The organism is Thermodesulfitimonas sp. (genome assembly GCF_052743955.1).
Map to the genome: position 1 here is coordinate 1 of NZ_JBRAIN010000033.1, position 12,945 is coordinate 12,945.

A 12,945-nucleotide genomic window follows, 5' to 3' on the forward strand; every position below is an offset into this window, starting at 1 on the left:
TGACCCTGGAGATGATCCTATCGGACCACCATATGGACTGCCCCACCTGTCCCCGGAACGGAAACTGCGAACTGCAGGCGTTAGCCGCCCAGCTCAACGTCCGGACGGTGCGCCTGAGTGGCGCCACGCGCGCCGATTTCCCCCCCGGGACGATTCTACGCCCGCAATCATCCGCGACCCGCGCAAGTACATCCTTTGCCAGCGGTGTATCACGGTTTGCCAGAATATCCAAACGGTCGCCGCGCTCGAACTCCAGGGACAGGGATTCGACGCTTTTGTCGGACCGCCCGGCAACCGCAAGTTAGCCGATACGCTGTGCGTCCAGTGCGGCCAGTGCGCCCTGGTATGCCCGACGGCGGCGATAACCGAGCGGGATGATACCCCCCTTGGTATGGGCAGCGCTGGCGGATCCCCAAAAGCACGTTGTGGTCCAGACCGCCCCAGCGACGCACGTCGCCATCGGTGAGGCTTTCGGCCTGCCGCCGGGGACGGATATCACGGGGAAAATGGTGGCGGCCCTGCGGCGCCTCGGTTTTGACGCCGTTTTCGACACGAATTTCACCGGCGGACCTCACGATCATGGAAGAAGGGTCAGAGCTTTTAAAGCGGATAAACGAGGGCGGCGTCCTGCCGCAACTAACCTCTTGCAGTCCGGGCTGGATTAACTTTATGGAGCACTTCTATCCCGATCTCTTGCCGCACGTTTCTACCTGCAAATCGCCCCAGCAGATGTTTGGCGCCCTCGCGAAAACCTATTATGCGCAGCAAAAGAGGCTCAAGCCCGAAGATATTTTTGTGGTTTCGGTAATGCCCTGCACGGCCAAAAAATTCGAGGCGCAACGGCCGGAGATGAATGCGGCCAGCCGCTACTGGGGCAACCCTGCCATCGGTAGGGATGTGGACGTGGTGCTCACCTCGCGGGAGCTTATCCGGATACTCAGGGAGGCCGGAATCGACTTTGCCGCGCTCCCGGACGAGGATTATGACGAACTGATGGGTGTCGGCACCGGCGCCGCCCAGATCTTCGGGGCGACCGGTGGCGTGATGGAGGCGGCGTTGCGCACCGCCTACGAGATCGCCACCGGAAAGACGTTAGCGAGGATCGACTTTGAGGCGGTCCGCGGGATGGAAGGGATCAAAAAGGCAACCGTACCCATGAACGGCATTGAGGTCAAGGTTTTGGTCGCCCACGGGCTTGCCAACGCGCGCCCTGATGGATAAACTGCGCGCCGGGGAGCTTAAAGACTGCCATTTCATCGAGGTTATGGCGTGTCCCGGCGGGTGCATCGGCAGCGGGGGACAGCCGATCCCTACGGATACCGGGCGCAGGAGATCGCGCATCGACGGCTGCTACACGCGGGATAAAGCGCTTAAATACCGGAAATCCCACGAGAACCCGGAGATTAAAAAGCTGTACCAAGACTTCCTGGGCGAACCCCTGGGGCACAGGTCACACCAGCTTTTGCACACCAGTTATACGCCCCGGCAGTCTCTGGGAGCCCGGGAGTAGGTTCTGGAAAACGAAAGACAGCGGTCGGGAAACATTTTTAACTAAAAACCCTACAGGATTCCTCTCTCCTGTAGGGTTTTTAACCCTTTGCCTTAAATCAAGCCTCAGCTCTCGCCGCGCGTCGCGGCCGTTTCCGGCTGGCTCGCCGCCGCTTCGCCCCGGGCGAGGTTTAGCGCCTGGCGCACCTTTGCCTCGAGCTCGCGGCAGAGTTCCGGGTGCTCTTTCAAGTAGTCGCGCGCGTTCTCCCGGCCCTGTCCGAGCCGCTGGTCGCCATAGGCGTACCAGGTTCCCGCCTTGGTGATAAGCTTGAGCTCCAATGCGGCGTCAAGGAGGCTCCCTTCCTTCGAGATGCCCTCGCCGTAAAGGATGTCGAACTCGGCCTGTTTGAAGGGAGGGGCCATCTTGTTTTTGACTACCTTCGCCCGGACGCGGCTTCCGATCTTCTCGGCACCCTGCTTTAAGTCCTCGATCTTCCGGACCTCGAGACGCACCGAGGCGTAAAACTTGAGCGCCCGCCCGCCCGGCGTGGTTTCCGGGTTACCGAACATCACCCCCACCTTCTCCCGGATCTGGTTGATGAAAATGGCGGTGGTCCGGGATTTGCTGATTACCCCGGTGAGCTTGCGGAGCGCCTGGGACATAAGCCGCGCCTGCAGGCCCACGTGGATATCCCCCATCTCCCCCTCTAACTCCGCCCGGGGCACAAGCGCCGCCACGCTATCCACCACGATGATATCCACCGCGCCGCTCCGCACCAGCGCTTCGGCGATCTCGAGCGCCTGCTCTCCGGTATCCGGCTGCGCCACTAAGAGGTTGTCCACGTCCACCCCCAGGCGCCGCGCGTAGACCGGATCAAGGGCGTGCTCCGCGTCGATGAAGGCGGCCACACCGCCCTCGCGCTGTGCTTCGGCAACCGCGTGCAACGCCACCGTCGTTTTGCCCGAGGATTCCGGTCCGAAGATCTCGACCACCCGGCCGCGCGGGAAACCGCCCACGCCGAGCGCCACGTCGAGCGCGATGGAGCCCGAAGGGATCACCTCTACCTGAAAGCGCCCGGTCGCCTCCCCCAGACGCATGATTGCCCCTTTGCCGAACTGCCGCTCGATCTGCAGGAGCGTCGCTTCCAACATCTTCTGCCGGTCGCTCAAAGAAAATCTCCTCCCGCGCTTTTTTCTTGATTCTAACAAAATTTGCCGCGGAATGCTACGGCTAAATTTCGTCGCCGGCCAGCAAGCGGTTGAACTCGTCTTCGTTTAAAATCCTGATGCCGAGTTCCCGCGCCTTCGCAAACTTTGAGCCGGGATTCTCCCCCGCCACCACGTAGTCAGTCCGCCGGCTCACACTCGAAGCAACGCGGCCACCTAGGGCTTCGATCCGGGCGGTTGCCTCTTCACGCGTGTACCCCTTGAGCGCCCCGGTGAGAACGAAAACCTTGCCGGCCAGCGGCCCCTTACCGGGTGCTGCCTGCGCCACGGTGTTGACGCCTGCCGCTACCAGCGCCTCAACCACCGCGCGGTTGCGGGGTTCGCTGAAAAAGGCCCGGATGCTCGCCGCCATCTTCGGCCCGATTTCGGGGATCGCGGTCAACTCTTCCGCCGTAGCCGCCATCAATCGCGCCAGGCTCCCGAAGTGCGCGGCCAGCACCTTCCCGGCCCGCTCGCCGACGTGCCGGATGCCCAGGGCAAAAACGAGCCGCCCGAGGTCCCGTTTTTTACTCGCCTCGATCTCGCGCAGGAGGTTGGCAGCCGACTTCGGCCCCATCCGCTCGAGACGCACGAGATCTTCAGCCTTGAGCCCGTATATATCAGCTACGTTCCGCACCAGGCCCTTCTCTACCAACTGTTCTACCAGCGCCCGCCCTAAGCCCCGGATATCCATCGCGTTCCGGGAAGCGAAGTGCAAAATGCTCTCCTTGAGCCGCGCCGGACAGGAGATGTTCGGGCAACGGATGGCCACCTCGCCCTCTTCCCGGATCGTTTTCGCGCCGCAGACCGGACACCGCGCCGGCATCCGGAAAACCTGCTCGCCGCCCGTGCGCCGCTCGGGCAGGGAGCGGACCACCTCGGGGATAACGTCCCCGGCCTTGTGGACCACAATGTAGTCGCCCACGCGGATGTCCTTTTCGCGGATCAAATCCTCATTGTGCAGCGTCGCCCGGCCCACCGTGGTTCCCGCGAGATGCACGGGATCGAAGACCGCGGTGGGGGTGAGCACGCCAGTCCGGCCGACGCTCACCACAATCTCCCGCAACCGGGTCACCGCCTCCTCGGGCGGGAATTTGTAAGCAACGGCCCACCGCGGACTTTTGAGCGTCGCCCCGAGCCGCTCCTGCTGCGCCAAGTCGTCGACCTTCACCACCATCCCGTCGATCTGGTAGGGGAGGTCGAAACGCTTTTCCCGCCAGGAGAGGCAGTAGGCGATAACCGCCTCGATGTCGGTGAAGCGGCGGTAGTGCGGGTTTACTTTGAAGCCTTGCGCGGCGAGCCACGCGAGCACCGCGTGGTGGCTTGTGAGAGCCAGCCCTTCACTGTAGCCGAGGCCATAAACGAAGAGGTCGAGCTTCCGGTGCGCCGTAACCCGCGGGTCGAGTTGCCGGAGGCTACCGGCGGCCGCGTTCCGGGGATTGGCGAAGGGCGGTTCGCCCGCCTCCTCCCGCCGCTCGTTGAGCTGGGCGAAGGCCTCCTTCGGCATGTAAGTCTCACCGCGTACTTCCACCACCGGGGGCGCGTCCTTGAGCAACCGTAACGGCAGCGAGCGCACCGTCCGGAGGTTCGGCGTGATGTCCTCGCCCGTCTCCCCGTCCCCGCGTGTCGCCCCCTGGACGAACTCGCCGTTTTCGTAAGTGAGGGAGACCGCGAGCCCGTCGATCTTGGGCTCCACCACGTAAGCCACCTCCTCCCCCGGCAGCGCTGCCCGCACCCGCCGGTCGAAGTCCCGCAGTTCCCCCGGCTCGAAAGCGTTGGCTAAGCTCAGCATCGGGACCCGGTGGCGGACGGTGGCGAAGCCCTCCCGCGGCGCGCCGCCAACCCGCTGCGTCGGTGAGTTAGGGGTAATAAACTCTGGGAAAGCCTGCTCCAGGGCAACCAGTTCCGCCACCAGCCGGTCGAACTCGGCGTCCGAAATAACGGGGGCGTCGAGGACGTAGTAGCGGTAGTTGTGGTACTCGATCTCCCGCCGGAGTTCCTCAATCCGGCGTCTCACCTCTTCCCGCGTGAGCACGCGCAACCCGACCTCCTCCCGCCAGCATCTAAACGATCAGCGCGGCAACGAAGCGGATCAGCTCCGCCGCCGGGATGAAAAGCGCCTGGGCTAAAATTGTGCCCGCAAAGCGCGTAAGCGCCAGGAAAAACACCATCTGCTGGATGTCGGCCTCGCTCCGCTTGCCCCGCAGCGCCTGGTCGGTGAGCATCGCCGCCGTCGGGTCAACGACCGTCGCCAAAAGCACCGCCGCGATCCCGTTGACAATCGGGGAAAGGAGCGTTGCCGTCGTCCGGTAGTAGGGGAAGAGCGCCCCGGCGTAGAGCGCCGAGAGCACCCCCGTTGTGTAGATGCCCGTAATCAGGATGTTGAGCAGCAGAAAACCTTTCGGCATCGTAGCGCGCAACCGTATCGCCTTGCGCAGCGTTTCCGGCGTCGCCGGCCGGATATTTTTGAGCGCCCGGTAAAAGCGGCGCGGGGAAAAAGCGAAAAGCACCAGGCGCGGCACCGAGCCCACTTCCTCAAAAAGCAGGATCGTCCGGGAAAAAACCCGGACAAAAGCCGGAATCAAAAGCCCCCCTAAAAACGTCCCGCCGGTTGCCGCCAGGATCACCAGGCGGATATTCTGGTCGAGCACGGCGAGCTCCTGCCGGTAAACCGGCGAGGAGAGCAGCACTGTCGCTGGTGCCCCGGGCGGCATGGCAGCTAGGCCCCGGTTGATCGCTCCTTCAACGAGCGAAGAAAACAGCGGCGCCTGGATGGTGTTCGCCGTGCTGGAAATAAGGAAAATCAGGTTAAAAAGGGAGTAAGCGGTCGCCAGCCGCCCGGTCCGCACGCCGGAGAGGCGCACGCCGTAAATCAAGGTGTTGACGAGATGAATCAGCACCGTCAGCAGGATTACTAACAAGAGGTGTTTCGTCACTCGGCCGCCAGCCTTTCCAGAGGAGCGTAACTTAAAAGCAGCGTTTTTATACCTACTGCCGGGAAGGCCACCGTCACCCGGGTATCCTCACCGCTACCCGTGATACTTACTACCGTGCCCGGCCCCCACTTGCGGTGCGCCACCCGGTCGCCCGGCTTGAGTTCCACCACCACTTCATCATCACCCGCCGCGTCCGGGCGGCCCGCTGCCAACAACGACGCCGGGATTTCGGCAAGGAAGCGCGACGGCGGGTTAGCCTGCAGACCCCCGTACAGGTGGCGCATTTCACACCGCGTCAGGAAAAGGCGCTCCTTCGCCCGGGTGAGCCCCACGTAGCAGAGACGCCGCTCCTCCTCGATCGCGGTCGCCTCACCGCTGCTCCGGATGTGGGGGAAAAGGCCCTCCTCCATCCCCGTGAGGAAAACCACCGGAAATTCGAGCCCCTTCGCGCTGTGCAGCGTCATGAGCGCCACGGCGTCCGTCTCGGGGTCGTAACGGTCAACCTCGGTAAAAAGCGCGATTTCCGATAGAAACTCCGGCAGCCCGCCGCGCTCCTCGCGGTCGAACTCGCGCGTCACCGTGAGGAACTCCCTGATGTTTTCGAGCCGCGCCTGCGCCTCGGGCGTCCGCTCCGCCAAAAGGTGGCGCTCGTAACCCGTCTCCGCCAGTACCCTTTCGACCAGCCGGGTGACCGGAAGGGCTTGGGCCCGCAGCTCCACCAGCCACCTGCCGAGCGCCCGCATCTCCTGCCGGACGCCCTGCGGCAGTCCGGAAATCCCATCGGCTTCGCAGAGCGCCGCTACCGGAGAGATGCCCCGTGCCGCCGCGTGCTGCAGGAGACGCCCGAAGTAGCCGGGTCCGATGCCGCGCGGGGGAACGTTAATCACCCGCTTCAGACTCAGCGCGTCCGCTGGGTTTACGATGAGCCGGAGGTAGGCGAGCAAATCTTTTATCTCCTTCCGTTCGTAGAAGCGGAGGCCGCCGAGGATGACGTAGGGAATGCCACTGAGCAGCAAAACCTCCTCTAACACGCGCGACTGGGCGTGCGTCCGGTAGAGGACCGCGAAATCCCGGTAGGCGTAGCCTTTTTCCCGGCGGAGCACCCCGATCTGCCCGGCGACGAAGTTGGCCTCCGCCACTTCGTCCGCCGCCACGTAGAGCACCGGCGGCTCTCCCGCCTCCTGCACCGGGCGAAGCACCTTCTCTTTACGCAGGCTATTGTGTTTGATCACGGCATCAGCCACCGCAAGAATGGCGGCGGTAGAGCGGTAGTTCCGCTCCAGCTTCACCACTCGCGCCTCCGGGTAATCCCGCTCAAAGCTCAGGATGTTACGGATGTCGGCGCCCCGCCAGCCGTAAATCGACTGGTCCGGATCGCCCACCACCATCAGGTTCCGGTGGCCGCCAGCCAAGAGATTAACCAGGACGTACTGAACGTGATTCGTATCCTGGTACTCATCGATTAAGATAAACCGGAAGCGCCGCTGGTAACGCGCGAGCACCTCCGGACACTCGCGGAAGAGCCGCACCGCTTCCCCAAGAAGATCATCGAAATCGAGTGCCCCGTAGCGCGCGAGTTTTTCCTGGTAGAGGGCGTAAACTTCCGCCACGACCGCGTCGTAGCGCGTCTGCGCCTGCTGCGCATACTCTTCCGGCGGCACGAGCCAGTTCTTCGCCCAGGAAATGGCCGCGATGAGACCGCCGGGCGGGTAGCGCTTCTCGTCAAGGTTCTTTTCCTTCAGGCACTCCTTGATGAGCACCCGCCGGTCGTCTTCGTCGTAAACCACAAATTCCGGGCTGCGGCCGAGATGCTGGATCTCCCGGCGCAAAATCCGGAGACAGGCTGCGTGAAAGGTCATCACCCAGAGGTCCGCCGCTTGATATGGCAAAAGCCGCTCCGCCCGCGCCCGCATCTCCCGGGCTGCCTTGTTCGTAAAGGTGATCGCCAAGATATTCTCGGGCCGGACGCCGGCCTCCCGGATGAGATACGCGATCCGGTAGGTGAGCACCCGCGTCTTGCCGCTGCCAGCCCCGGCCAGCACCAAAAGCGGCCCCGTTGTATGGCAGACCGCCGCCCGTTGCTCCGGATTAAGCTCCTGCAAAAACTCCTGCACTGGAAAAAACATGCCCCCCAATTGCCCCAAATTCGCCGTCGCTAGCGCCAATCCTGCATTTGGCGGAGGGCTTCGCGCTGCAATTCCGTTAAGAACTGCTTAATTTGCCGCCATTCTCTCGCCGTGAGGGTTCGCGTTCCCGCCGTGCTAAACATTACGGGAGGTGGGTCTGCCTCTGCCTCTTCGAAATAGGCGAGGCTCCGGACAAGATGCGGCCAGCTGTACCGGACGCCGGCAAATTTCTGCGCCACGATTTCTTTTAAATTCCCAAGGGTGATCTTTTCCCGGAGCAGAAAGTAGAGGTCAACGAAATCCTTTTTGGTCCCTCTTTGGGCTACGGCGACAAGTTTCATGGCGGCGATGTCCCGAAAATCGGCCACCGGACAGCCATCAAACTCCCTTTGGGGGTAAAGGCACCGGTACGGGTAGTAAAAAAACTTGTTTTCACCGCCTCGCCACAGGAAGCGTGAAGCGTCCCGGCGGTGATACCGAACACGGTAAGGGAAAGCCTTGGCCCTAATTCCCGCACCAAAACTTCCGGCTCAAAAACACGCTCCGAAAAGAAATCAAGGTCTTCGGAAAACCGGTGCCCCAGATGCAGGGCGAGGCCCGTGCCCCCCGCCAGGTAAAAGCCCCATTTAGGGAAAATCCTTTCGACCGCCAACGCTTTGATTACGGCGCGGGCGGCAGAACTGACGCTGCGCGCAAACACCTAACTTCCCCTTCCGGAATGGCGTAAAAATTAGCCATCATCACGGCCGTACGGCGGGAAATCCGCCGACTTTTTTTCACGACCGTTTTGATTTCTTCCTCCGGGTAGTGGCGGAAAAGCCACCGATAAGCCTCTTCATCGCCAAACTCTAACAGGCGTTCGATAATGTAGGTCTTGTGTCTTTTGAGATCGAGCTTTTCCGGGTCAGTATCCCAAAAGAAGGCTCGAAACCGGGCGGGGACAGGAGCCAAAGGGCTTTCACTCCTTAAATGTTAAATGGCGGCTTACAAGCCTATTTTACCACAATAAACATAGAAACAGAATGCGTGCGCAACACACATAGGCCGCCGGTCGACTCGGTCAGGGAGACCGAAACGGGTAGATACAACTTCAACCAAACTTTTTGCCCTGATAATTCCGTGACGTCCTCCTCTCAATAAATTAAGGGGCATCCCCAAGCGGATGCACGCAAAGGTTTACCCTCGCGCTTCGGTTCAACGACACCGTGCCATCCCAACAGGAACGACACAGCCGCGGGCCGCGCCACCCGGCCACTACTCCCCTTCACGGGAGATACCTGGTAAGCTCTCTTGAAGATGTTAAGAGCTCCGTTCATGTCGGCCTGCGCCCTCCAACCGCAGGAACACGTGTACAGGCTGCGCTGCCTCCGGTTGGAAGCCCTGATTTTCCCGCACGCGTGGCAAGTAATGGATGTGTTCCTCTCATCTACATCGTCGCAAACCATGATCCCTAGATGCCCCAGCAGGCCGTTGTAAACCTTGGTGGCACAGAACATGGCGTCCTTCAGAACGGCTTCAGTCTGCAGGTCCGCATAGATTTGGGCTTTGAGTGTGATCAGGGGCACTCAATCACCTCCTTCCTCTGTTTTCTGGGCCTCAATATACCGCCTGATGGTATCGCTGGAAACCTGTCCCGCTGTGCCCACATAGTAGCCTGGGTTCCACAGGTGGCCACCCCACAGCTTCTTTTTAAGTTCCGGATGCTTTACAAAGACCGTCCGGGCCGTGGAGCCCTTCAGTACCTTGGCGATTACCGCTGGGGCAACTTTTGGGGGAGCCGCGAGAAACACGTGCACGTGGTCGGGCATGACCTCCAGGGCCAGCAGTTCGTAGGCATGTTCCCTGCACAGGGTAGCAATTGTCTCTTTCAGGGATTCGTCCACTGGCGGAAGCAATACTTTGCAGCGGTATTTTGTTGACCATACGAAGTGGTAATTGATGTTGTAGACTGCTGTTCCGGTTGACTTCCAGACTTCTTTCTTCATACCATCATAGTAACACATTTCGGAACGGCTGTAAATACCGGGGCGAGGGGGGTCCGTGTATGGGGCTGTCCCGAGAGTGGCAGCCCCTTTACTTTACAAGAAGCGGCAAGATGCAGTAAAATAGAGACGTGAAGAGGTGCAGCAGGAAAGTTACCTTTAAGCCGTACCAAATGAACCAACTGATGCTTCCGATGCGCCTGGATGACCTCATACCGGCAAACCATCTGGTGCGGGTGGTAAACTCAGCGATAAAAAGGATGAATCTCGAACCGCTTCTCCTGGCAACCGAAAAGTCAGGGTAAGTCTGAAACTGCAAAGACTAAAAGAAGAGGCGGCCAGGAACCTGCGTTCGGACAAGGGGCTACTGCTGCGTTCCCAAAGAGGGGTGGAGGTTGAATCGGTATTTGGACAGATAAAGGGTAACTGGTCATTCAGACGCTTTCTGCTTCGCGGACTTGAGAAGGTAAAGATCGAATGGGGTCTGTTATGTATAGCGCATAATCTGGCAAAGCTTGCGGTGGCAAGATAACTCCTAAGTCCTCGCCCCTAAAATTTTCAAAGAAAAGTGAATCTTCACTACGCCATCTATCACGAAAAAAGGGCTGTCCCGATTGACTTTTGGGACAGCCCCGCTTACTACCCCCTCGCGCTCCCCCATTTTTCTAAAGCAGACCCACGTCCCGCAACAGCTGACCAAGCTTCTCCTTCTCCTCGGCCGTCGCTTCTACAAGCGGCAGCCGTGGTGCGCCCACGTTCATCCCGAGAAGGTTGAGCGCCGCCTTCACCGGCACCGGGTTCGTAGTGATAAACATCCCCTTAATAAGGGGGAAGAGTTCCTTGTGAATTTTCGCCGCCAGGGTCACGTTCCCGCTCGCGTAAGCGTTAATCATCTCCTGTAGACGCTTACCGGCAATGTGGGCGACCACACTCACCACACCCTTGCCGCCCACCGCCAGGACCGGCAGCGTCAAAGCGTCGTCCCCGCTGTAAATCGCGAAGTCGTCGGGAAGGACCCGCCGCAACTCGCTCACCTGGTCGAGATTGCCGCTCGCCTCCTTGATCGCCTTGATATTCGGGACATCTTTCGCCAGGCGCGCTACCGTGGCCGGGAGGACGTTGACCGCCGTCCGCCCGGGGATGTTGTAGAGCATTACCGGCAGGCTGGTGCTCTCCGCCACCGCCCGGAAGTGCCGGTAAAGTCCCTCCTGCGAGGGCTTGTTGTAGTACGGGGCCACCAGCATCACCCCGTCAGCGCCAGCCTTTTCCGCCGCCCGGGTTAAGGCAATGCTGTCGGCAGTAGAATAGCTACCGGTGCCCGCAATCACCGTAGCCTTCCCGCCCACCTCCTCGACCACCGCCTCAAAGAGGGCGATTTTCTCCTCCTTGGTGAGGGTCGGTGATTCACCGGTAGTGCCGGCAACCACCAGCCCGTCGGAACCGTTTTCCACCAGGTAGCGGGCCAGCTTCTTCGCCTGGGCAAGGTTCAGGCTACCGTCCTTGTCGAAGGGCGTCACCATCGCGGTAAGCACCCGGCCGAAATCCGCCATCGCTTACACCACCTCCAAAGTTCAGCAGTCGAGAGTCAGAGGCCGGAACCAGATAATGTTTTACAGGATGCTTCTGACATCCTGCATCCGACACCTGTTTTACACGCAGCCATACTTGATGGCCAACTCCGCAATCTGCACCGCGTTCGTGGCCGCGCCTTTACGGAGCTGATCCGCCACCACCCAGAGGTTTAAACCCTTGTCTAGCGAATTATCATCCCTGATCCGCCCGACAAAGACCTCGTCCTTATCGCAGGCCAGGATGGGCATCGGGTATTTTTTAGCCGCCGGGTCATCGACGACCACCACCCCTGGTGCCCGCGAAAGGATTCCCCGTACCTCTTGGGCGGTAAGTTTTTCCTTCGTTTCAACGTTCACCGACTCGGAATGGCACCGGACCACGGGAACCCGAACTGTCGTTGCGGTAATCGCCAGAGAATCGTCGTGGAAAATTTTGCGGGTTTCCTTGACCATCTTCCACTCTTCTTTGGTATAGTCCAGCTCTTGGAAAATATCGATGTGCGGGATCAGATTAAAAGCGATCTGGTACGGGAAGACCTGCGGCGGGTACTCCTGCCCGCTTAGCACCGCCCGGGTCTGCGCCTCAAGCTCCTTAATGGCCGCCGCCCCCGCACCGGAAACCGCCTGGTAGGTGGAAACCACCACCCGTTTGATCCCCGCGGCATCGTGAATTGGTTTCAGGGGCACCACCATGATAATCGTAGAACAGTTAGGGTTGGCGATTATCCCTCTATGCCATTTAACGTCTTCCGGGTTGACCTCTGGAACCACTAAAGGAACATCAGGTTCCAGGCGAAAGGCGCTCGAGTTATCGATCACCAGCACCCCCCGCTCTTTCGCTGCCAGGGCGAACTCCTTGCTCGCGGCACCACCCGCAAAAAGCGCAATCTCCACGTCCTCAAAACTCTCCGGTCGCGTCTCTTCTACCGTATATGCTTCGCCCTTGAAATAAATGACCCTGCCGGCCGACCGGGCGGTAGCCAGAGGACGGAGCTCCCGTACGGGGAAGTTCCGTTCCTCCAGCACCTTTAAAATCTCCTGGCCAACCGCCCCGGTTGCGCCTACCACCGCTACGTTAAACTGTCGCAAAGGAGGCCCCCTCTCTAAGACCAGTTTTTCTCTTCACGAAGCGTTCGGGTAGCTAATCACGATAGGCTGGATCTGCTTCCCCTCGAGCGCGTACAAGATGGTGTCCAGCAAAAGATCCATCCGGGCAACCAGCGAATTCGGCTTCTCTTTCGGGTTATCCTGACCAAACGGTACCATGTAAATGTTCTTCGCGTTTAGAAGTACACCCAAGTTGCGGGCGTTCATTCCCAGGCCGTCGTTGGTTGCGATCGCCAGAACTACCGGCCGTTGGTTCCTGAGCTGCGCCTTGATCGCCACCAAAACCGGCCCGTCGGTAATCGCATTAGCCAGCTTCGCCAGCGTGTTCCCGGTGCAGGGTGCCACCACTAAAAGATCAAGGAGCTTCTTCGGCCCAATCGGCTCGGCGGCGACAATCGAATCGATCACCTCGTTGCCGGTCAGCTCCCGCAGCATCCTCTTCCAATATGCCGCCGTTCCGAAACGGGTATCGGTGGTGGCCGCCTCGCGACTCCCTATGGGAATAACCTCGGCCCCTTCTTCAATCAAC

Annotated in this window: 17 protein-coding genes and 1 pseudogene; 6 read left to right on the top strand and 12 right to left on the bottom strand. The window is 60.4% G+C overall.

Going from position 1 to position 12,945, the window contains the following annotated elements; translation table 11 throughout:
* Positions 1-32 precede the first annotated feature (32 nt).
* From ACUVTA_RS04250 to ACUVTA_RS04270, 5 genes and pseudogenes are all read left to right on the top strand, one after another.
* Positions 33-305: a hypothetical protein gene (locus tag ACUVTA_RS04250; protein ID WP_445951746.1), complete on the top strand. Its 273-nt coding sequence runs from the start codon at positions 33-35 to the stop codon at positions 303-305.
* Positions 227-466 (top strand): 4Fe-4S binding protein, encoded by a 240-nt coding sequence (locus ACUVTA_RS04255; protein WP_445951747.1) that lies wholly within the window; start codon positions 227-229, stop codon positions 464-466. Before ACUVTA_RS04250 ends, ACUVTA_RS04255 begins: the two co-directional genes overlap by 79 nt.
* Positions 375-665 carry a [Fe-Fe] hydrogenase large subunit C-terminal domain-containing protein gene (locus tag ACUVTA_RS04260; RefSeq protein ID WP_445951731.1) on the top strand — a complete coding sequence of 97 codons (291 nt, stop codon included), beginning with the start codon at positions 375-377 and terminating at the stop codon, positions 663-665. Before ACUVTA_RS04255 ends, ACUVTA_RS04260 begins: the two co-directional genes overlap by 92 nt.
* Positions 580-1,237, top strand: a pseudogene (locus ACUVTA_RS04265) ([Fe-Fe] hydrogenase large subunit C-terminal domain-containing protein); the annotation flags it as partial. The gene ACUVTA_RS04260 and the pseudogene ACUVTA_RS04265, both read left to right, overlap by 86 nt.
* 27 nt (positions 1,238-1,264) lie before the next feature.
* Complete coding sequence (locus ACUVTA_RS04270) at positions 1,265-1,510, top strand: iron hydrogenase small subunit (protein ID WP_445951748.1); 246 nt, start codon at positions 1,265-1,267, stop codon at positions 1,508-1,510.
* Between the two features lie 104 nt (positions 1,511-1,614).
* On the opposite strand, the gene recA is transcribed toward ACUVTA_RS04270, so the two are convergent.
* From recA to tnpA, 9 genes are all read right to left on the bottom strand, one after another.
* On the bottom strand, positions 1,615-2,658 hold the full coding sequence (recA, locus tag ACUVTA_RS04275) for a recombinase RecA (protein WP_445951732.1): 1,044 nt from the start codon (positions 2,656-2,658) through the stop codon (positions 1,615-1,617).
* 61 nt (positions 2,659-2,719) lie between these two features.
* Positions 2,720-4,729, bottom strand: coding sequence for an NAD-dependent DNA ligase LigA (gene ligA, locus ACUVTA_RS04280; protein ID WP_445951749.1), 2,010 nt, complete (start codon positions 4,727-4,729; stop codon positions 2,720-2,722).
* 28 nt (positions 4,730-4,757) lie between these two features.
* Entirely contained in the window at positions 4,758-5,630 is an 873-nt protein-coding gene (locus tag ACUVTA_RS04285; protein WP_445951733.1) for a lipid II flippase Amj family protein, read from the bottom strand.
* Complete coding sequence (locus tag ACUVTA_RS04290; RefSeq protein ID WP_445951734.1) at positions 5,627-7,756, bottom strand: UvrD-helicase domain-containing protein; 2,130 nt, start codon at positions 7,754-7,756, stop codon at positions 5,627-5,629. Before ACUVTA_RS04290 ends, ACUVTA_RS04285 begins: the two co-directional genes overlap by 4 nt.
* Before the next feature lie 29 nt (positions 7,757-7,785).
* Complete coding sequence (locus ACUVTA_RS04295) at positions 7,786-8,124, bottom strand: nucleotidyl transferase AbiEii/AbiGii toxin family protein (protein WP_445951735.1); 339 nt, start codon at positions 8,122-8,124, stop codon at positions 7,786-7,788.
* Positions 8,094-8,456 carry a nucleotidyl transferase AbiEii/AbiGii toxin family protein gene (locus ACUVTA_RS04300; RefSeq protein ID WP_445951736.1) on the bottom strand — a complete coding sequence of 121 codons (363 nt, stop codon included), beginning with the start codon at positions 8,454-8,456 and terminating at the stop codon, positions 8,094-8,096. Before ACUVTA_RS04300 ends, ACUVTA_RS04295 begins: the two co-directional genes overlap by 31 nt.
* Positions 8,417-8,707 (bottom strand): DUF6922 domain-containing protein, encoded by a 291-nt coding sequence (locus ACUVTA_RS04305; RefSeq protein ID WP_445951737.1) that lies wholly within the window; start codon positions 8,705-8,707, stop codon positions 8,417-8,419. The genes ACUVTA_RS04300 and ACUVTA_RS04305 overlap by 40 nt, the downstream gene beginning before the upstream one ends.
* Positions 8,708-8,889: 182 nt before the next feature.
* Positions 8,890-9,252 (bottom strand): zinc ribbon domain-containing protein, encoded by a 363-nt coding sequence (locus ACUVTA_RS04310; protein WP_445951750.1) that lies wholly within the window; start codon positions 9,250-9,252, stop codon positions 8,890-8,892.
* Between the two features lie 69 nt (positions 9,253-9,321).
* Complete coding sequence (tnpA, locus tag ACUVTA_RS04315) at positions 9,322-9,741, bottom strand: IS200/IS605 family transposase (RefSeq protein ID WP_445951738.1); 420 nt, start codon at positions 9,739-9,741, stop codon at positions 9,322-9,324.
* A gap of 310 nt (positions 9,742-10,051) precedes the next feature.
* Here tnpA and ACUVTA_RS04320 point away from each other — a divergent pair, with 310 nt between their 5' ends.
* Positions 10,052-10,270: a transposase gene (locus ACUVTA_RS04320; RefSeq protein ID WP_445951751.1), complete on the top strand. Its 219-nt coding sequence runs from the start codon at positions 10,052-10,054 to the stop codon at positions 10,268-10,270.
* A gap of 133 nt (positions 10,271-10,403) precedes the next feature.
* On the opposite strand, the gene dapA is transcribed toward ACUVTA_RS04320, so the two are convergent.
* The 3 genes from dapA to ACUVTA_RS04335 all read right to left on the bottom strand — a co-directional run.
* A complete protein-coding gene (gene dapA, locus ACUVTA_RS04325) occupies positions 10,404-11,288 on the bottom strand; it encodes a 4-hydroxy-tetrahydrodipicolinate synthase (RefSeq protein ID WP_445951739.1) in 885 nt (294 codons plus the stop codon).
* Positions 11,289-11,387: 99 nt separating this feature from the next.
* A complete protein-coding gene (locus ACUVTA_RS04330; RefSeq protein ID WP_445951740.1) occupies positions 11,388-12,398 on the bottom strand; it encodes an aspartate-semialdehyde dehydrogenase in 1,011 nt (336 codons plus the stop codon).
* A 33-nt stretch (positions 12,399-12,431) separates the two neighbouring features.
* A partial coding sequence (locus tag ACUVTA_RS04335; RefSeq protein ID WP_445951741.1) for a dipicolinate synthase subunit B occupies positions 12,432-12,945 on the bottom strand: 514 nt, incomplete at its 5' end.